The organism is Sphingomonas sp. (genome assembly GCF_039595165.1).
Classification (GTDB): domain Bacteria; phylum Pseudomonadota; class Alphaproteobacteria; order Sphingomonadales; family Sphingomonadaceae; genus Sphingomonas.
On the sequence record NZ_JBCNMA010000066.1, the window covers coordinates 1 to 17748 of the forward strand.

Below are 17748 nucleotides of genomic sequence, written 5' to 3' on the forward strand. Positions count from 1 at the left end.
TGCATCACCAGCTCGCCGCGCACCAGGATCTCGCCGTCCTCGGCGATCTTGAGCTCGACGCCCTCCAGCGGCGGGCCGACCGTGTCGTGCTTGAGCCCCACCTTGGGCCGGTTGCAGCTGATCACCGGCGCCGCCTCGGTCTGGCCATAGCCCTGCAGGAAGGTGAGCCCGAGGCTCTCGAAGAACACCCCGACCTCGGGATTGAGCGGCGCGCCGCCCGACACCATCGCCTTGATCCGCCCGCCGAAGCGCTTGGCGAGCTTGGGCTTGAGCGTCGCTTTGAGGAACAGGTTCATCGGCTGGTCCCACACCGGCACGCCGCCCGCGGCCTTCTTGCCGCCGATCGTCACCGCACGGTCGAGCAGGTAGCTTGCGAACTTGCCTTGCTTCTCGACCTGCTTGGAGATGCGCGTGCGCAGCACCTCGAACAGCCGCGGCACCACCACCATGATCGTCGGGCGCACCTCCTCGATGTTCGAGGCGAGCTTGTCGAGGCCCTCGGAATAATAGATCTCGGCCCCCAGCGCGATCGGGAAGTGCTGGCCGCCGGTATGCTCATAGGCGTGGCTCAAGGGCAGGAACGACAGGAACACCTCGTCGCCCCAGCCGAAATCCTCGCTGATCAGCGCGCAGCAGCCCTCGCAATTGGTCAGGATCGCGCCGTGATGCTGCATCACCCCGCGTGGGCTGCCGCCGGTGCCGCTGGTGTAGATGATGCAGGCGAGGTCGCCGCGTTGCGCCTTCTCGGCCTCCGCCGCCGCGACGGTCACGTCGGCGACATTCTCCGCGATCAGCGTCTTCCAGTCGTGGAACTCGATTGCGCCGGGCTGGCCGATCCGCATCTCCTCGATCCCGATCACCACATGGCTGTGGCTCCCGGTCGCGCGCAGCACCGCGGGCAGCAGCGTCTTGGCGAGCTTGCCGGTCGACACGATCGTCATCGTCGCGGCGGAATTGTCGAGGATGTGCTGGTGGTCGCGCTCGGTGTTGGTGGTGTAGGTCGGCACGGTCACCCCGCCCGCCGCCATGATCGCGAGGTCGCTGATGCACCATTCGGGGCGGTTCTCGCTGACCAGCATCACGCGGTCGCCCGGCTTCAGCCCGAGCTTGCGCAGCGCCGCGGCGAGGCTCGCGACCTGCTGCGCCGCCTCGGCCCAGCTCGTCGGATGCCATTTCCCGCCCGACTTGGCCCACAGGAACGGCGCATCGCCCTTCGCGCGGGCTCGCGCGAAGAACATCTGCACCAGATTGTCGAACCGTTCGAGCTTGCGCATCCTTGTCCCCAACTCCCCAGCCGCGGGTTCGTGCCCGCGCGCGTTTGAAGCGAGAGCCTAGCGGCCCCGTGGCCAAGCGCAATGCCGCGACGTTACGGCGGCCTCACAGGGTTCCGTTCGGGCTGAGCTTGTCGAAGCCCACACCTTCTTGCCCCGCGAAGACGAAACAGCCCTTCGACAAGCTCAGGGCGAACGGAGCCTAGAGCCGCTTCAAGATCCGCCGCACCAGCCCCGGCCCCTCGTACACCAGCGCGGAGTAGAGCTGCACCAGCGCCGCCCCTGCCTCGAGCCGCGCCAGCGCTTCCTCGGGCGAGTCGATCCCGCCCACCGCGATCACCGGCAACCGGCCCCCGCTCGCCGCCAGCGCTTCGGCGAGCTTGGCCCGCGCCAGGGCCTTGAGCGGCGCACCCGACAGTCCGCCCGTCTCTTTCGCCAGCGCCGAGCGCAGCGTATCGGGTCGCGAGATCGTGGTGTTGCCCACGATCAGCGCGTCGATCCCGTTGTCGATCGCGGCGCGCACCGCGTCGTCGAGCCCCTTGGTCTCGAGATCGGGCGCGACCTTGAGGAACAAGGGGACCCGCCGCCCCTCCACCGTCCGCGCCGCGTTCGACGCCGTGAGCAGCTCGTCGAGCGCCGGCCGCGACTGCAGGTCGCGCAGCCCCGGCGTGTTGGGCGAACTCACGTTGATCGTCACATAGTCCGCGACCTGCGCCGCCTTGCCCACGCCCAGCGCATAGTCCGCCACGCGATCGTCGCTGTCCTTGTTCGCGCCGACATTGATGCCCAGCACGCCCGCCAGCTTTCCGGCCCGCCGCGCGGTCTTCACCCGCTCCAGCGCGGCATCGATCCCGCCATTGTTGAACCCCATGCGGTTCACCACCGCGCGGTCCTCGGCCAGGCGGAACAGCCGCGGCCTGGGGTTGCCGCCTTGCGGCCGCGGGGTCAGCGATCCGATCTCGACCGCGCCGAAGCCAAGGCCGAACAGCCCCGCGATCGCCTCGCCATCCTTGTCCAGTCCCGCGGCCAGCCCGACGGGATTGGGGAATTCGACCCCCGCGATCGTCACCGGCCGCACCCGCGGTACCGCGCCGCCTCCGCGGGCGATCGCCAGCGCGCGAATCGTCAGCCGGTGCGCGCGCTCGGGATCGATCGCGAACAGCGCCGGACGGATCAGGCCATAAGCCGTCACGAAGTTACGCTGCATTGCAATATTTGCATCTTAAAACCTTGTTGCGATGTCGAATTCTTCCAAGACCGAATCGGTCGCCCGAGTCTAGAAAATCCATGCGACCCGAGGAGCTTCAACAGGGGCTTCTGGACCTAAGCTCGGCGGGAGTTACCACTCCCGCCGGGTCTTTTCCCTCGTATCTTTGAGCACTTCCCCTTGTCATGGAACGAGCGTACCCTGCGCCTGCCGCAGTTGGGGACGTTCGATGACGGCGGTTCAACTCGAATATGCAGTGCCGACGGCGGACATCGCCGAGCTGATCACGCTGTTCTACCACTTCCGGGCGGATGTCCCGATGCTGGAGGACACCGAGCGTGCCGATCATGCGCAGCTCCGCTTCCGTTTTTCCGAGGGCGCCGCCGAATATCGCATGCCCGACGGCAGCACGCAGGTCGCGTCGCCGATCCATGTCATCGGCCCGACCAGCGGCGCGATGCAGGTCAAGGTCGTCGGCCCGATCCACGCCTTTGGCTGCGGGATCACCCCCGCGGGCTGGGCCGCACTGATCGGCAACGACGCCTCGACCATGCTGAATTGCGTGCTCGACGCCCGCGACCTGTTCGGCCCCGCCGCCGACGAGACGATGGCCCGGCTCGCCAGGGCGCCCGACACCCAGGCGATGGTCGCGATCGCGGAGGAGCTGATCGCGAGCCTCGCCGGCGCCCATTCGCCCGACGCCGCGTTCGTGCGGCTGGTCGATCAATGGCTTGCCGCCTGCGCCTCGCCCGAGGTCGATGCCCTGACCACCGCCGCCGGCCTCTCGCGCCGCCAGGTCGAGCGCAAGTGCAAGGCGCTCTATGGCGCCCCGCCCAAGCTGCTCGCCCGCAAGTACCGCGCGCTCAAGGCGGCGGTGGCCTTTGCCGAGCGCAAGGTGACGCTCGACGAGCTGCTCGAATGCGGCTTCTACGACCAGTCGCACCTCATCAACGAAATGAAGCAGTTTACCGGCTGGACCCCGCGCCAGCTGCAGGAGCAGCCGACCCTGCTCGCCCAGCTCACCATCTCGCAGCGCAGCGCCCTGCAGGGCCAGGTCAACCCGCTGATCAGCGATACCTGATCTTTCCCGGCTCGAAGGCAGGCCGGGTTGACGCACGGGTCGGCCGCGCCCAAATGACCAATCGGAACGAATCATTCCGATTTGAGAACCGTTCGCAACTGCGAAGGAAGAATGCGACTTTCGGCCCAGACTGACTATGCCGTCGTGATGCTGTCCGCCGCCGCCCGCCATTGCGGCGTCAGCGGGCGATTGAACGCGACGCTGCTGGCCGACGAGACCGGACTTCCGCTCCCCACCGTGCAGAAGCTGGTCAGCCGCCTCTCCGCCGCAGGCCTCATCGAATCCGCGCGTGGCACCGGCGGCGGCTTCCGCCTCGCGCGTCCGCCCGCCGCGATCAGCCTCGCCGACATCGTCGAGGCGATCGAGGGCCCGATCGCCCTCACCGCCTGCGTCGATCACGGCCGCCACGATTGTTGCATCGAGCAGAGCTGCCGCGTGAAGCCGCACTGGAACGCGGTCAACGGCGCGGTCCGCTCGACGCTTGCCGGCGTCACCCTCGCCACCCTCTCGACTCAGCCGGAACCCGCCTGATGGCCACCAAGAATGCCGAGGCGCTCGCCGCCGCCAACAAGAAGTATGAATGGGGCTTCGCGTCCGACGTCGAGCAGGAGTTCGCGCCCAAGGGGCTGAACGAGGACACCGTCCGCTACATCTCGGCCAAGAAGAACGAGCCCGAATGGATGCTCGAATGGCGCCTCAAGGCCTTCCGCCTGTGGCTGACGATGACGCCGCCCGACTGGGCCAAGCTCAACATCCCGCCGATCGACTATCAGGACGCCTATTACTACGCCGAGCCCAAGGCGAAGAAGACGATCCAGTCACTCGACGATCTCGATCCGGAAATCCGTCGCACATACGAAAAGCTCGGCATCCCGATCGAGGAGCAGAAGGTCCTGGCGGGCGTCGAAGGCGCGCGGAAAGTCGCGGTCGATGCGGTGTTCGACAGCGTCAGCGTCGCCACCACCTTCCGCGAGGAGCTGAAGGCCGCCGGCGTCATCTTCCTCTCGATCAGCGAGGCGATCCGCGAATATCCCGAGCTGGTGAAGAAGTGGCTCGGCAAGGTCGTGCCGCAGCACGACAACTACTTCGCGACGCTCAACAGCGCGGTCTTCTCCGACGGCACCTTCGTCTATGTGCCCGAGGGCGTTCGCTGCCCGATGGAGCTGTCGACCTATTTCCGCATCAACGCCGAGAATACCGGCCAGTTCGAGCGCACGCTGATCGTCGCCGACAAGGGCGCCTATGTCAGCTACCTTGAAGGCTGCACCGCCCCGATGCGCGACGAGAACCAGCTCCACGCGGCGGTGGTCGAGCTGGTCGCGCTCGACGACGCCGAGATCAAGTACAGCACGGTGCAGAACTGGTATCCGGGCGACGAAAACGGCGTCGGCGGCATCTACAATTTCGTCACCAAGCGCGCGCTGTGCCAGGGCAGGAACTCCAAGGTCAGCTGGACTCAGGTCGAGACCGGCAGCGCGATCACCTGGAAGTACCCGTCCTGCGTGCTCGCGGGCGAGAACAGCGTCGGCGAATTCTACTCGGTCGCGGTCACCAACAACCGCCAGCAGGCCGATACCGGCACCAAGATGATCCACCTGGGCAAGGGGTCGCGCTCGACGATCGTGTCGAAGGGCATCTCGGCCGGCCGCAGCGACAACACCTATCGCGGCCTCGTCCGCGTCGGCCCGACCGCGGAGAATGTCCGCAACTTCACCCAGTGCGACAGCCTGCTGCTCGGCGACCAGTGCGGTGCCCATACCGTGCCGTACATCGAGGTACGCAACCCCAGCGCCCAGATCGAGCACGAGGCGACCACCTCGAAGATCAGCGAGGACCAGCTCTTCTACGCGATGCAGCGCGGGCTCGACCAGGAGGCCGCGGTCGCGCTGATCGTCAACGGCTTCGCCAAGGAAGTGCTCCAGCAGCTCCCGATGGAGTTCGCGGTCGAGGCGCAGAAGCTGCTCGGCATCAGCCTCGAGGGGAGCGTGGGGTGATCCCCGCTCTCGCCCTCCTCCTGCTCGCCTCGCAACAGGCGGCCACCACGCCGCCCGCCGAGGAATATGAGGAAGTGGTCGTCACCGCGACCGCGGGCCGCGTCGCGCTCGTGTTCGACAAGGCGGCCGACGGCCGCCTGATCAACTGCCGCGTGTTCAAGTCGAGCGGAGTCGCCACGGTCGACGCCCGCGCCTGCACCTCGCTGCCCGATTGCGTGACCTCGACCAAGGGCCAGCAATTCTGCGGCGACGGCAAGGGCACGATCGCGCTGGTCGCGGTCGAGCCGAAGGCACAGCCGGACGAGCCCAAGCTCGGCCTCGGCGCTACGCTCCGGCCCGAGCCGCCCAAGACCCCCGCCGTCGGCCCGCTGGTCGCCGGTCAGGTCGATGATGACGCCAACCGCCTCGGCAAGCTCCCGCCCCCGCCGCGCGACGAGAGCGGCAGCGGCCCCGCCGTCCGCATCGGCGCGCCGCAAGGCGAGGACGAACCGCGTTGATCGCCCCCCCTATCCCCGTTTCCGGAAAGCACGACCGCACATGCTCGTAATCGACAACCTCCACGCCGAAGTTGACGGCAAGCCGATCCTCAAGGGCCTCTCGCTCCGCGTGAACGCGGGCGAAGTCCATGCGATCATGGGCCCCAACGGCGCGGGCAAGTCGACGCTCGGCTATGTCCTGGGCGGCCGACCCGGCTACGAGGTGACCGCGGGCAGCGTGACCTTCGACGGTGAGGACCTGCTCGAGCTCGAACCGCACGAGCGAGCCGCCGCCGGCCTGTTCCTCGGCTTCCAGTATCCGGTCGAGATCCCCGGCGTCTCCAACGTTCAGTTCCTGCGCGAGAGCCTCAACAGCCAGCGCCGCGCGCGCGGCGAGGCGCCGCTCTCGGGCGGCGACTTCCTCAAGCTCGCCCGCGCCCAGGCCGGCGCGCTCGAGATGGACGCCGAGATGCTCAAGCGCCCGGTCAATGTCGGTTTCTCGGGCGGCGAGAAGAAGCGCAACGAGATGGTCCAGATGGGTATCCTCGACCCCAAGTTCGCGGTGCTCGACGAGACCGATAGCGGCCTCGACATCGACGCGCTGCGCATCGTCGGCGACGGCATCAACCGCATCATGCGTGCCCCCGAAAAGGCCGTGCTGCTGATCACCCATTATCAGCGCTTGCTCGATTACGTGAATCCCGACCAGGTCCATGTCCTCGCCGACGGCCGCATCGTCCGCTCGGGCGGCCCGGAACTCGCGCACGAGCTCGAACGCGAGGGTTACGCGCAGGTGGCGGCATGATCTTGTTCACGCGAAGCCGCGAAGGCGCGAAGAGAGAGGTTGTTTTCACGCGGAGGCGCCGAGACGCGGAGAAGGAGATTCTCCGCCGCGCCAGCGGCCCTCGAATTCCCGCCGTTGTCATGCATCACGCGATCGAGCGAGCGGCTGACGCCGCAGGGCAGCATGCGATCTCCGCGCCTCCGCGCCTCCGCATGACCCAATCTTCTTCTCTTCTTCGCGCCTTCGCGCCTTCGCGTGAACCAAATCTGTCGAGCGCTCTCGCATGAGTGCGACACTCGCCCTACCCTCCACCCGCGACGAAGCTTGGCGCTGGTCCGACATGGACACGCTCCGCGCCGCCGCCGAAACCGCGCCAGCGACGATCGGGATCGACCCCGCCGCGCTGTTCCTCGACATCCCCGGTCCGCACCTCACCTTCATCGACGGCGCGTTCGAGCCTGCGCACAGCCGCCCCGGCCCGGTCCAGCTCACCCGCCTCGAAATGACCGGCGACCACCCGCTCGGCCAGCTCGCACAGGGCGAGGGCTGGGTACTGCGCCTCGACGCGCGAGCCGCGACCGACCCGGTCCAGATCGTCCATCTCGGCACCGGCGGCGAGAGCCATCTCCCCGCCCGCATCGACATGGCCGACGACACCGTCGCAACGGTCATCGAAACCTATGCGGGCCGCGGCTGGACCAACCGCCTCCTTCACGCCTCGCTCGGCAAGGGCGCGCGCCTCCAGCGCGCCGTGCGCCTGCTGCAGGATGAGGGCTTCGTCTCGCTCCGCGACGAAGCGCAGATCGGCGAGGCGGCGAGCTACGTCTCGACCTTCCTCGGCGCCGGCGGAATGGGCAGCCGCATCGACGGCGCGCTCCGCATCGACGGCGTCGGCGCCTATGCCGAGATGGGCGGCGCCCTGCTCACCCGCGCCGAGCAGCGCCAGGAAGCCGCGGTCGCGGTCCACCACGCCGCGCCCGAAGGCACGAGCCGCCAGATCTGGCGCGCGGTCGCCGCCGATGCCTCGACCGCCAGCCTCGCCGCCCGCGCCGAAGTCGCGCGCCACGCCCAGAAGACCGACGGCGAGCAGTCGCTGCGCGGCCTGCTGCTCAAGCGCACCGCGACGGTGAACTTGAAGCCCGAGCTCGAGATCTTCGCCGACGACGTGAAATGCGCCCACGGCGCCACCGTCGGCGAACTCGACGCGAAGGCTTTGTTCTACATGCAGTCGCGCGGCATCGACGAGGCACGCGCCAAGGCGCTGCTCACCCACGCCTTCGTCGCCGACGCCCTCGACCGCATCGGCGACGAGGCGGTGCGCACGGCGTTCGCCGCGGATGCGGAGAGATGGCTGGAGGCCGCGCTGTGAGCCGGGCTTTCTCATTCCTCCCCCGGAGGGGGAGGGGGACCGCGAAGCGGTGGAGGGGTAGCTCTCCACGCTCGACCGGCCCGCTTGTGACGAGCTACCCCTCCACCAGCCTGCGGCTGGTCCCCCTCCCCTTCCAGGGGAGGGATGGATGAACCTCATGACCGCCGCCGCCCCGCTCGACCTGCTCGCGGACTTCCCCGCGATCCCCGCCGGCTGGGCCTATCTCGACACCGCCGCGACTTCGCAGAAGCCGCAGCCGGTGATCGACGCGATCACCCGCGCCTATGACACCACCTATGCGACCGTGCATCGCGGCGTGTACCAGCGCTCGGCCGACATGACCCTCGCCTACGAAGCCGCGCGCCGCCGCGTCGCGCGCTTCATCGGCGGGCAGGAGAACGAGGTCGTCTTCGTGCGCGGCGCGACCGAAGGCATCAACCTCGTCGCGCAATGCTGGGCCGGCACCAACCTCCAGCCTGGCGATCGCATCCTGCTCAGCCAGCTCGAGCACCATAGCAACATCGTCCCGTGGCAGATGGTCGCCGAGCGCACCGGGGCCGCGATCGACGTGATCCCGCTGACCGAAGACCACCGCATCGATCTCGACGCGATGGAGCGCATGCTCACGCCCGCACACAAGCTGGTCGCGCTCGCCCATGTCTCGAACGTGCTCGGCTCCGTCCTCGACGCCAGGCGCGCCGCCGCCCTCGCCCATGCCGTCGGCGCCAAGCTGCTGCTCGACGGCTGCCAGGCGGTGCCGCGCCTGCCGGTGAACGTCGCCGAGCTCGATTGCGACTTCTACGTCTTCTCCGGCCACAAGCTCTACGGCCCGACCGGGATCGGGGTGCTGTGGGGCCGCCATGACCTGCTCGACGCCATGCCCCCCTATCAGGGCGGCGGCTCGATGATCGACCGCGTGACCTTCGCGCGCACCACCTACGCCCCGCCGCCGGGCCGGTTCGAGGCGGGCACGCCGCACATTGTCGGTGTCGTCGGGCTCCGCGCCGCGATCGACTATGTCGATTCCATCGGCCTCGACCGCATCCACGCGCACGAGACCGCGCTGGTCACCCAGGCGCGCGAGGCGCTCGCGGGGCTCAACAGCGTCCGCGTCTACGGCCCGGCCGACAGCGCCGGCATCGTCAGCTTCGCGGTCGAGGGGGTGCATCCGCATGACGTCGCCACCATATTGGACGAAGGCGGTGTCGCGATCCGCGCGGGCCATCACTGCGCACAGCCGCTGATGGACTCGCTGGGCGTCGCCGCCACCGCACGCGCCAGCTTCGGGGTCTATAATGGCGCGGCGGATATCGACGCATTGGTCAAGGGCATCGAACGAGTGACGAGGATTTTCGGGTGAACGAGGCAGGCAAGATCGAGGTCGAGGAAGTGTCCGCGGTGGCGCCGCCGCCCCGCGCGCGCGTCGAGGACGCCGAGACCCCACGCGACACCTTCGAGCGCAAGCGCGACTATCTCGACGGCTTCCTCTCCCAGAAGCCCAATGATCTCCCCGCCGGCGAGCCCGGCGGCGCGACCTATGACGCGATCATCGCCGCGCTCAAGGAGATCTACGATCCCGAGATCCCGGTGAACATCTACGACCTCGGCCTGATCTACAATGTCGAGGTCACCGCCGACGGCCACGCCGTGGTGACGATGACGCTCACCACCCCGCACTGCCCCGTCGCCGAATCGATGCCCGGCGAGGTCGAGCTGCGCGTCGGCGCCGTCCCGGGCGTCGGCCATGCCGAGGTCAACCTCGTCTGGGACCCGCCCTGGGACCCGCAGAAGATGAGCGACGAGGCCCGGCTCGAACTGGGGATGCTGTGATGACCGACGTCAAGACCCGCGCCCGTCCCGCCGCGATCCTGCTGACCCCGGCCGCTGAAGCGCGCATCGCCGACCTCATGTCGCGCGCGCCCGCGGATGCGATCGGCGTCAAGCTCTCGACCCCGCGCCGCGGCTGCTCGGGCCTCGCCTATTCGGTCGATTACGTGACGGCGGCCAATCCGATGGACGAGCGCATCGATACGCCCGGCGGCACTTTGTTCGTCGACGGCGGCTCGGTGCTCTACCTGATCGGCTCGACGATGGACTGGGTCGAGGACGACTTCACCGCCGGCTTCGTCTTCAACAACCCCAACGCCAAGGGCGCGTGCGGCTGCGGCGAGAGCTTCACTGTCTGATCAGCCCGGAACGTCCAAGGCAGCCCGAAATGCGGCGATCGCCGCCGCGGTGCTGCTCGTCCCCGGCGGCTTCATCCTCGGCGGCCTGCTGATCGCACGCGCGGTGAAGAAACGGCGCGCGGCGAAAGATGCGGCCCCGTAGATCTTCCCCGCCAGGGGGCGGATCGGAAGCTCCCTTTTCCGCTTGCAATGTTGGAATTCGCCTGCTGCACTTCGGCTGGCGAACCCATGTCCCGGCCGCTCTTTGAACCGTGGACCGCCCGCCGTGCGAACCCGTTGAATGTGTCAACTTCGTCAACTCCGCGGGCGCTCGCGATAGTGTAAAGCCAGTGTAAAGTTTCAGCCGCGAACGCCTCGGTCGCTTCCGCTGACCCCGCCGCCGGGCCCAAAATGCCATATGCGATCGCCCGGCCCGCAAAAGGGAGGATTGAAGTGGGCGCGCCGTCCGGAACCTAGACCGCGAACAGCTGTCCGATATCCTTGAACGCCTTGAACTCCAGCGCATTGCCGGCGGGGTCGAAGAAGAACATCGTCGCCTGCTCGCCCGGCTTGCCCTCGAAGCGGATATGCGGCTCGATCACGAAGTCGGTGCCCGCGCCGCGCAGCCGATCCGCGAGCGCGTGCCACTCGTCCCAGCCGAGCACCAGGCCGAAATGCGGCACCGGCACCGCGTCGCCATCCACCGCGTTGCGCATCCGCACCCCGGCGCCCTTGCCCCCAGAACTATCTTTGTGCAGCACCAGCTGGTGCCCGCGCAGGTCGAAGTCGATCCAGTGCCCCGGATCCTCGCGGCCCTGCGGACAGCCGAGCAGCTCGCCGTAAAAGGCGCGGCCCGCCTCCAGGTCATCGACGGGAATCGCGAGGTGGAACAGCGGCACCGTCATCACATCCATCCTTCCAGAACCTGATCGGGCGGACGATGGCCGTCGGCCCAGAAGCGGATATTGGCGATCACCTTCTCGCCGGTCGCCTGGCGCCCCTCATAGGTCGCCGAGCCCATATGCGGGGTCATCACGACATTGGGCAGCGCCAGCAGCCGCGGGTCGATCCGCGGCTCGAACCGCCACACGTCGAGCCCCGCCCCGGCCAGCCGCCCGGCCTCGAGCGCGTCGACCATCGCCTCCTCGTCGACGATCCCGCCGCGCGAGGCGTTGATGAGATAGACTTGCGGCCCGAGCAGCCCGATCCGCCGCGCGTCGATCAGGTCGCGGCTGTCGTCGTTGAGCGGCGTGTGGATCGTCAATATGTCGATCTCGCCCAGCATCGCATCGAGATCGCCGTGCCAGGTCGCGCCGAACTCGGCCTCGACCATTTCGGGCAGGCGATGGCGGTTGTGATAGTGGATCGACATGCCGAACGCCCGCGCGCGCCGCGCCACCGCCTGGCCGATCCGGCCGAGGCCGACGATGCCGAGCTTCTTGCCGCCGATCCGGTGCCCGAGCATCCCGCCCGGCGACCAGCCCTTCCACTGGCCGGATCGCACCAGCTTCTCGCCCTCCGCCAGCCGCCGCGGCACCGCGACGATCAGCGCCATCACCATGTCGGCGGTGTCCTCGGTCAGCACGCCCGGCGTGTTGGTGACGACGATCCCGCGCGCCCGCGCCGCCTTGAGGTCGATATGGTTCACGCCCGCGCCGAAATTGGCGATCAGCTTGAGCCGCTCGCCGGCGCCGGCGATCAGCTCGGCATCGATCGCGTCGGTCACCGTCGGCACCAGCACGTCGCAATCCGCCAGCGCCGCCTCGAGCGCCGTGCGGTCCATCGCCGCATCCGACTGGTTGAGCTGCGTATCGAACAGCTCGCCCATCCGCGCCGCGACCGCGTCGGGCAGTTCGCGAGTGACGATCACCCGGGGCCGGGCGGGTCGGGAGGGCTGTGCCATGCAGGATCGATTGGCCCGCGCGCGAACGCCAGTCAACGGTTGATGCAGCGCATGGCTCGGCCCTAGAGTGACGTCGCGAATTCATCGGGGGAAATGATGCGGTTGCGGACGATGCTCGGAATGCTGATCGCGCTGGCGCTCGGCGTCGGCGCCATTGCCGAGGCATGGGCCCAGCAGCGCAAGCCGCCCTATTTCGCGTCGATCAGCGCCGGCAAGGCCTATATGCGCACCGGCCCCGGCCGCAACTACCCGTCGAGCTGGCTCTACCAGCGCGCCGATCTGCCGGTGAAGGTGGTCGAGGTCTATAACGACTGGCGCAAGGTCGAGGACCCGGACGGCACGCAGGGCTGGATGCAGGTCGCCCTGCTCTCCAGCCAGCGTACCGCGATCGTCGTCGGCGCGGTGGTCGAGATGCGCGACAGTCCGCGCCTCAACGCGCGCATCAACTGGCGCGCCGCGCCCGGCGTGGTCGGCCGCATCAGCAAGTGCCAGCGCGGCTGGTGCTGGTTCGACGTCAAGGGCCGCGGCGGCTATGTCGAGCAGAACCGCATCTGGGGCACCGACCCTGGCGAAGAAGTGCCCTGAGGGGGATCAACCCGGCGCCCCGACACCGCCGCTCAAGCCCATCTCACCCTCTCCGGTGGCGGCGCGCAGCCTTAGCAGCATGACGAGCTGGATCAGCAGCCAGGCGAGGCTCGCGACGATGTGCGCGACATTCGCGCCGACCGCTCCCAACGCCGGAAGCAACGACACCGCGGTCAGGTAGAAGACGCAGGTGGCCGTCGTCGCCGCGACCAGCACGGTGCCGGCGCGGCCCGCCGCCAGCAGGCTCGAGCGCAGCACCGAGCCGCAAAGGATGATCGTCACCGCCGCCATCTGCACCGTCAGATAGGCGCCGGCCGCGCGGAACGGCTCGCCCGCGAGCAGGGCGATGGCCTCGCTCCCGATCGCGAAGGTGACGAGCACCGCCACGACGCCGAACGTCGCCAGGAATGCTTCGGTCTGGACGATCACGCGCGCGAACGAACGGCGGTCGCCACTCGTCCACAGCCGCGCGAGATCGGGATAGACCACGGTCTGGACATGCTGCGCCAGCTGCTGGGCAAGGCGCGCGATGCGCTTGGCGAGGAAGTAGAGCCCGGCCGACGCCGTATCCACGAAATAGCCGACGAGCAGCGTGTCGAGCTGCTGGATGCTCGCCCACAGGCTCGATGAGATATTGGCGCTGAAGCTGAACCCGACGATGCCTGGAAACAGCGCGCGGGCGTCGCGCAGCCTGCCCTGGTCGACCCGGTGCAGGCCCCGCCGGCGCAGGTCGCGCCAGGCCGGCGCGAGCACGAGCAGCACGCCGAGAATCTCGGTGAACGCCCAGATCGCGAGAAAGACGAACAATCCCGCCTGCGCCGCGAAGGCGGCAGCGCAGAGCGCCAGCTTCACCGCACTCACCGCCAGCTGGTTGTAGGCCAGGCTGTGGATGCGCCCGCCCAGCCGCAGCACGGCGATCGGCATCCCGCTGATGTTGAACAGCAGCACGCTCGCATAGACGAGCATCCCGGCGAACGCCTGCCCGTCGAGCCCGAACAGCAGCAGCGCGGCGACCGCGCCGCTCACGCCGATCACCCAACCGGCCAGCGACGCCGCCAGGTCGACGGCAAGTCCGTATTTGAGCAGCGCCAGATAGGCCGGCCGGTCGGCTTCCGGATCGAGCGCGGCGCCGTAGCGGATGACCGGCTGCCAGATCTGGAAATCGGCGAAGCGCTTGATGAACGCGACGTAGGAGACGATCATCGCGAGCACGCCATATTGCTCGCCGCCCAGCGCGCGCGCGGTGAGCACGATCGCGGGAATGCCGACGGCCGCGCCGGCGAAGCTGCCGGTCAGCAGGTGCGCGATCTTCCGCAGGCGCGCGCCGGCCGAGTCCCGCTCAGCCAGCATCGCGGGCCGCGGCCTTCGTCACGGCTGTTTCTTGAGCTTCGGCCGGCGCGCGGTGCGAAGGCGGACTTGAGTCCAGTCGCCAAGGCGCATGCCGCTGAGGAACGCCAGTACCCCGCTCACGAACAGCGCGAAGGTGAGCGGGAGCGCGAGCAGCACGTCGGTCAGCCGCTGACTGGAATTCTCCGCTCGTTCGCCGCGATCGATCCCGAACAGGCTGAGGCCGTCCTCGACCGACCAGCCGGGCCATTCCCCGCCGGTCGCCCATTCCCAGAACTCGATCAGCAGGATCCCCGGGGCCGCGAGCGCCGCAACCAGCCCCAGGCTGATCAGCATCTCGGCGGCCAGTTGCCGGATCGGCGAACGGCCCGGCGCGGCCGCGCTCCGGCGAAGGGCGTCGAGCCGGTGCCCGGGCTGGATCGACCGTGTCGCCGAAGCCGTGTGCAGCGGTTCGCCAGCCAGCAGCCGCCGCGCGTCCGGATTCAGGTGCTCGGCGCAATAATCGTCGATCCACCGGATCGAGGCGTCGTCGAGATAGTCGCGGAACCCGCCGACCTTCCCGCGCCGCATGCGCGAGGCGTCGGCATTGGATCGGTCATATTCGCGCCCGGGCACGCCCTGCACTTGCTCCATGCGCCGGAGCTTCTCGAAGCTCGCCGCCGCGACCGCGCGTTCGACCAGCTCGCGCTCCACCGGGAGGTCGAGGAACTCGAGCGTCGCGATCGTCGCTTCGACGGGCGCGGCGCTCAGCCGCTCATAGGCAACCACCTGATGCGGATGCCAATGCATCGCGTCGCCCCAGCTGTTCAGATACCGGACGAAGCTCGGCAGCCCATGGCGCTCGTCGCGCACGAACGCCTCGATCTCTCCGGCATAGCTCTGCTTGTGGTGCTTGAGGTGGAAATAGGAGGAGACGACCACATCGTGCGGATTGCGCACCATGAACATCACCGGGCAGCCATCCGCCGCGAGCTGGTGCGGCGTCAGGTGAGTCGCCGCGATCAGCGGAAGCCGCACCTCCGCTTCGCGCCGGTAGAAGGCCGGGATGCCGCGCACCCGATCGAGATCATAGTTCGGGACCAGCCCGAACATGCTGGTCAGATCGATCTGCCCCTGCTGCCGCAGATCGTTGAGGTAGGAAGCGAGGATGAACCGGTACCAGGTCCTGCCGCATTTGGGGTAGGACGCGAGCAGCGTGACGCCGGCCCGCCTGATCCGGGACATTTCGGTGACGCGGTAGATATAGCTGGCGGAATATCTCGAAATGCGTCGAATCATCAACTGGATCTCCCTGCCGCATCGTAGGGCGGGGGTGAAGCCAGCAAAAACAGCTATCGGGACTACTTCGAAAGGCCAGTGAGCCTGCCTCCCCCGGGGTGGCGAAACCGGCTGCCCTCGACCCGCCATCCCCGCGGGACGAATCCGCCCTAGTTGAGCAGTTCCACCGCCATCGCGGTCGCCTCACCGCCGCCGATGCACAGCGAGGCGAGCCCGCGCTTCTGCCCGCTGTTCTGCAGCGCCGCGAGCAACGTCGCCATGATCCGCGCCCCGCTCGCCCCGATCGGGTGACCCAGCGCGCAGGCGCCGCCATTCACGTTAAGCACGTCGTGCGAGATCGACAGGTCGCGCATCGCGATCATCGCCACCGCGGCGAACGCCTCGTTGACCTCGAACAGGTCGACATCGCCGATGCTCCAGCCGGCTTTGTCGAGCGCCTTCTGCATCGCGAACACCGGCGCGGTGGTGAAGCGCGCGGGCAGATGCGCGTGCGCCGCGTGCGACACGATCTTCGCGACCGGGTTCAGCCCGAGCTTCTCCGCCACCGACGCACGCGTCAGCACCAGCGCCGCCGCGCCGTCGGAGATCGACGAGGCGTTGGCCGCGGTGATCGTGCCGTCCTTGGCGAAGGCGGGCTTGAGCGTCGGAATCTTCGACGCGTCGCCCTTGGCCGGCTGCTCGTCCTTGTCGACCACGACCACGCCCTTGCGGGTCGAGATCTCGACCGGCACGATCTCGCGGTCGAACCCGCCCGACTGCTGCGCCTTCTGCGCGCGCGTCAGGCTGGCGATGGCGAACGCGTCCTGCGCCTCGCGCGTGAATTGATATTCGGTCGCGATCTCCTCGGCGAAGGTGCCCATCGCCCGGCCGGGCTCGTACGCATCCTCGAGTCCGTCGAGGAACATATGGTCGAACAGCCGGTCGTGCCCGATCCGCGCGCCGCTGCGGTGCCGCAGCGAGAGATAGGGCGCATTGGTCATGCTCTCGAGCCCGCCCGCGACCAGCAGGTCGACCGATCCCGCGGCCAGCGCCTCGGCGCCCATGATGGCCGCCTGCATGCCCGATCCACACATCTTGTTGACCGTGGTCGCCTCGACATGATCGGGAAGGCCCGCCTTGCGCGCCGCCTGCCGGGCCGGCGCCTGGCCGAGGCCGGCGGGCAGCACGCAGCCCATATAGATACGCTCGACCACCTCACCTTTCAGGCCCGCCCGCTCGACCGCCGCGCCGACCGCCGTGGCGCCGAGATCGGTCGCCGTCGCATCCGACAGCGCGCCCTGCATGCTGCCCATCGGCGTGCGGGCATAGGAGACGATGACGACGGGATCGGTGGACATGAAAGCCTCTCCGCGAGTTTGAGCTTGGCCGCGATCTAGGCACGGGGCTTCGCGAATGCAAAACAGGACTTGCCATGGACCTTATCGAAATCCTCAAATGGTTCGCATCGATCAGCGGCATCATCGCCGCCTTCATGGTCAGTCTCGACAATGGGCGGCGCATCACCGGCTGGGGATTCGCGCTGTTCGTCGCCTCCAGCATCGCCTGGATCAGCGGCGCGCTGATGTCGGACGACCAACCGCTGCTGTCGCAGAACCTCGTCCTGTTCGGGATCAATATCTTCGGCGTCTATCGCTACCTGATCCGCAAGAAGCCGCCCGCCGATGCCTGACTGGACCTGGCCGCTCGCACTCGCCGTCCTCGGGCTGATCTTCGGCAGCTTCATCGCGACGGTCGCGCTGCGCTGGCCCGAGGGACGCAGCGCGATGCGCGGGCGATCCGAGTGCGATTCGTGCCGCAAGGCTCTGCGCGCGCACGAACTGGTGCCGCTGCTGAGCTTTGCGCTCCAGCGCGGCCGCTGCCGGGCATGCGGCGCGAAGATCCATCCCGGCCATGCCGCGATCGAGGTCGCGGCGATGCTGATAGGGGTCTCGGCCGGCCTGGTCGCGCCGGGTTGGGAAGGCGTCGCGGGCGCGGTGTTCGGCTGGCTGCTGCTCACCCTCGCCGCGCTCGACCTCATCGCCTTCTGGCTGCCCAACGCACTCACCGGTCTGCTCGCGCTCGCCGGGATCGTCGACGGCATCTTCTTCGATCCCGGCTGGCTCGACCGCATCGTCGGCGGGGTGCTCGGCTTCGGCCTGCTCCACCTCGTCGCCTTCACCTACCGCCAGATCCGCGGGCGCGACGGGCTGGGCGGCGGCGATCCCAAGATGTTCGGCGGCATCGGCCTGTGGCTCGGCGCATCGATGCTCGCCCCGGTGCTGCTCGCCGCCAGCGTCACCGGGCTCGCC

General features: G+C 68.5%; 19 protein-coding genes. 12 read left to right on the forward strand and 7 right to left on the reverse strand.

The genetic code is table 11. The annotated features are described in order from the left end of the window. Both ABDV68_RS11905 and ABDV68_RS11910 read right to left on the reverse strand, forming a co-directional pair. The coding region (locus ABDV68_RS11905) for an AMP-binding protein (protein ID WP_343520191.1) at positions 1-1274 on the reverse strand (1274 nt) is incomplete at its 3' end. 199 nt (positions 1275-1473) lie between these two features. After that, positions 1474-2478 carry a quinone-dependent dihydroorotate dehydrogenase gene (locus tag ABDV68_RS11910; RefSeq protein WP_343520193.1) on the reverse strand — a complete coding sequence of 335 codons (1005 nt, stop codon included), beginning with the start codon at positions 2476-2478 and terminating at the stop codon, positions 1474-1476. A 229-nt stretch (positions 2479-2707) separates the two neighbouring features. Here ABDV68_RS11910 and ABDV68_RS11915 point away from each other — a divergent pair, with 229 nt between their 5' ends. The 9 genes from ABDV68_RS11915 to ABDV68_RS11955 all read left to right on the forward strand — a co-directional run bounded on the left by ABDV68_RS11915 (position 2708) and on the right by ABDV68_RS11955 (position 10368). Continuing rightward, on the forward strand, positions 2708-3559 hold the full coding sequence (locus tag ABDV68_RS11915; RefSeq protein ID WP_343520195.1) for an AraC family transcriptional regulator: 852 nt from the start codon (positions 2708-2710) through the stop codon (positions 3557-3559). A 111-nt stretch (positions 3560-3670) separates the two neighbouring features. Continuing rightward, the gene (locus ABDV68_RS11920; RefSeq protein WP_343520196.1) at positions 3671-4090 is read left to right on the forward strand and encodes an SUF system Fe-S cluster assembly regulator; all 420 of its coding nucleotides are present in this window, start codon (positions 3671-3673) and stop codon (positions 4088-4090) included. Next, entirely contained in the window at positions 4090-5553 is a 1464-nt protein-coding gene (sufB, locus tag ABDV68_RS11925; protein WP_343520197.1) for a Fe-S cluster assembly protein SufB, read from the forward strand. Before ABDV68_RS11920 ends, sufB begins: the two co-directional genes overlap by 1 nt. Continuing rightward, positions 5550-6050, forward strand: a complete 501-nt coding sequence (locus tag ABDV68_RS11930) for a hypothetical protein (protein ID WP_343520198.1) — start codon at positions 5550-5552, stop codon at positions 6048-6050. The genes sufB and ABDV68_RS11930 overlap by 4 nt, the downstream gene beginning before the upstream one ends. Before the next feature lie 40 nt (positions 6051-6090). Continuing rightward, positions 6091-6834 carry a Fe-S cluster assembly ATPase SufC gene (gene sufC, locus ABDV68_RS11935; protein ID WP_343520200.1) on the forward strand — a complete coding sequence of 248 codons (744 nt, stop codon included), beginning with the start codon at positions 6091-6093 and terminating at the stop codon, positions 6832-6834. Positions 6835-7096: 262 nt separating this feature from the next. Beyond that, positions 7097-8182 (forward strand): SufD family Fe-S cluster assembly protein, encoded by a 1086-nt coding sequence (locus ABDV68_RS11940; protein ID WP_343520201.1) that lies wholly within the window; start codon positions 7097-7099, stop codon positions 8180-8182. Between the two features lie 148 nt (positions 8183-8330). Further along, on the forward strand, positions 8331-9542 hold the full coding sequence (locus ABDV68_RS11945; RefSeq protein ID WP_343520203.1) for a cysteine desulfurase: 1212 nt from the start codon (positions 8331-8333) through the stop codon (positions 9540-9542). Beyond that, positions 9539-10012, forward strand: a complete 474-nt coding sequence (locus tag ABDV68_RS11950) for an SUF system Fe-S cluster assembly protein (protein WP_343520205.1) — start codon at positions 9539-9541, stop codon at positions 10010-10012. Before ABDV68_RS11945 ends, ABDV68_RS11950 begins: the two co-directional genes overlap by 4 nt. Beyond that, positions 10012-10368, forward strand: a complete 357-nt coding sequence (locus ABDV68_RS11955) for an iron-sulfur cluster assembly accessory protein (RefSeq protein ID WP_343520206.1) — start codon at positions 10012-10014, stop codon at positions 10366-10368. Before ABDV68_RS11950 ends, ABDV68_RS11955 begins: the two co-directional genes overlap by 1 nt. Before the next feature lie 452 nt (positions 10369-10820). On the opposite strand, the gene ABDV68_RS11960 is transcribed toward ABDV68_RS11955, so the two are convergent. Together ABDV68_RS11960 and ABDV68_RS11965 are read right to left on the reverse strand one after the other, a co-directional pair. Then, on the reverse strand, positions 10821-11252 hold the full coding sequence (locus tag ABDV68_RS11960) for a VOC family protein (protein ID WP_343520207.1): 432 nt from the start codon (positions 11250-11252) through the stop codon (positions 10821-10823). Continuing rightward, entirely contained in the window at positions 11252-12250 is a 999-nt protein-coding gene (locus tag ABDV68_RS11965; protein WP_343520209.1) for a D-glycerate dehydrogenase, read from the reverse strand. Before ABDV68_RS11965 ends, ABDV68_RS11960 begins: the two co-directional genes overlap by 1 nt. 96 nt (positions 12251-12346) lie before the next feature. On the opposite strand from ABDV68_RS11965, the gene ABDV68_RS11970 reads away from it, so the two are divergent. Next, complete coding sequence (locus tag ABDV68_RS11970; protein WP_343520210.1) at positions 12347-12835, forward strand: SH3 domain-containing protein; 489 nt, start codon at positions 12347-12349, stop codon at positions 12833-12835. Positions 12836-12841: 6 nt separating this feature from the next. On the opposite strand, the gene ABDV68_RS11975 is transcribed toward ABDV68_RS11970, so the two are convergent. The 3 genes from ABDV68_RS11975 to ABDV68_RS11985 all read right to left on the reverse strand — a co-directional run bounded on the left by ABDV68_RS11975 (position 12842) and on the right by ABDV68_RS11985 (position 16797). Next, a complete protein-coding gene (locus tag ABDV68_RS11975; protein WP_343520211.1) occupies positions 12842-14185 on the reverse strand; it encodes a lipopolysaccharide biosynthesis protein in 1344 nt (447 codons plus the stop codon). Positions 14186-14203: 18 nt separating this feature from the next. Then, positions 14204-15460, reverse strand: coding sequence for a sulfotransferase domain-containing protein (locus ABDV68_RS11980; protein WP_343520212.1), 1257 nt, complete (start codon positions 15458-15460; stop codon positions 14204-14206). Positions 15461-15609: 149 nt separating this feature from the next. Further along, positions 15610-16797, reverse strand: a complete 1188-nt coding sequence (locus ABDV68_RS11985; protein WP_343520213.1) for an acetyl-CoA C-acyltransferase — start codon at positions 16795-16797, stop codon at positions 15610-15612. A gap of 74 nt (positions 16798-16871) precedes the next feature. Between ABDV68_RS11985 and ABDV68_RS11990 the strand changes: the two genes are divergently transcribed. Both ABDV68_RS11990 and ABDV68_RS11995 read left to right on the forward strand, forming a co-directional pair. Next, positions 16872-17129, forward strand: a complete 258-nt coding sequence (locus ABDV68_RS11990; protein ID WP_343520214.1) for a hypothetical protein — start codon at positions 16872-16874, stop codon at positions 17127-17129. Continuing rightward, on the forward strand, positions 17122-17748 hold a 627-nt coding region (locus ABDV68_RS11995), incomplete at its 3' end, for a prepilin peptidase (RefSeq protein ID WP_343520215.1). The genes ABDV68_RS11990 and ABDV68_RS11995, both read left to right, overlap by 8 nt.

Bases quoted from the DNA above. Each gene is read 5' to 3' on its own strand.
- ABDV68_RS11910 (WP_343520193.1), bottom strand. From the start codon at position 2,478: ATGCAGCGTAACTTCGTGACGGCTTATGGCCTGATCCGTCCGGCGCTG.
- ABDV68_RS11915 (WP_343520195.1), top strand. From the start codon at position 2,708: ATGACGGCGGTTCAACTCGAATATGCAGTGCCGACGGCGGACATCGCC.
- ABDV68_RS11920 (WP_343520196.1), top strand. From the start codon at position 3,671: ATGCGACTTTCGGCCCAGACTGACTATGCCGTCGTGATGCTGTCCGCC.
- sufB (WP_343520197.1), top strand. From the start codon at position 4,090: ATGGCCACCAAGAATGCCGAGGCGCTCGCCGCCGCCAACAAGAAGTAT.
- sufC (WP_343520200.1), top strand. From the start codon at position 6,091: ATGCTCGTAATCGACAACCTCCACGCCGAAGTTGACGGCAAGCCGATC.
- ABDV68_RS11940 (WP_343520201.1), top strand. From the start codon at position 7,097: ATGAGTGCGACACTCGCCCTACCCTCCACCCGCGACGAAGCTTGGCGC.
- ABDV68_RS11945 (WP_343520203.1), top strand. From the start codon at position 8,331: ATGAACCTCATGACCGCCGCCGCCCCGCTCGACCTGCTCGCGGACTTC.
- ABDV68_RS11955 (WP_343520206.1), top strand. From the start codon at position 10,012: ATGACCGACGTCAAGACCCGCGCCCGTCCCGCCGCGATCCTGCTGACC.
- ABDV68_RS11960 (WP_343520207.1), bottom strand. From the start codon at position 11,252: ATGACGGTGCCGCTGTTCCACCTCGCGATTCCCGTCGATGACCTGGAG.
- ABDV68_RS11965 (WP_343520209.1), bottom strand. From the start codon at position 12,250: ATGGCACAGCCCTCCCGACCCGCCCGGCCCCGGGTGATCGTCACTCGC.
- ABDV68_RS11970 (WP_343520210.1), top strand. From the start codon at position 12,347: ATGCGGTTGCGGACGATGCTCGGAATGCTGATCGCGCTGGCGCTCGGC.
- ABDV68_RS11975 (WP_343520211.1), bottom strand. From the start codon at position 14,185: ATGCTGGCTGAGCGGGACTCGGCCGGCGCGCGCCTGCGGAAGATCGCG.
- ABDV68_RS11980 (WP_343520212.1), bottom strand. From the start codon at position 15,460: ATGATTCGACGCATTTCGAGATATTCCGCCAGCTATATCTACCGCGTC.
- ABDV68_RS11985 (WP_343520213.1), bottom strand. From the start codon at position 16,797: ATGTCCACCGATCCCGTCGTCATCGTCTCCTATGCCCGCACGCCGATG.
- ABDV68_RS11990 (WP_343520214.1), top strand. From the start codon at position 16,872: ATGGACCTTATCGAAATCCTCAAATGGTTCGCATCGATCAGCGGCATC.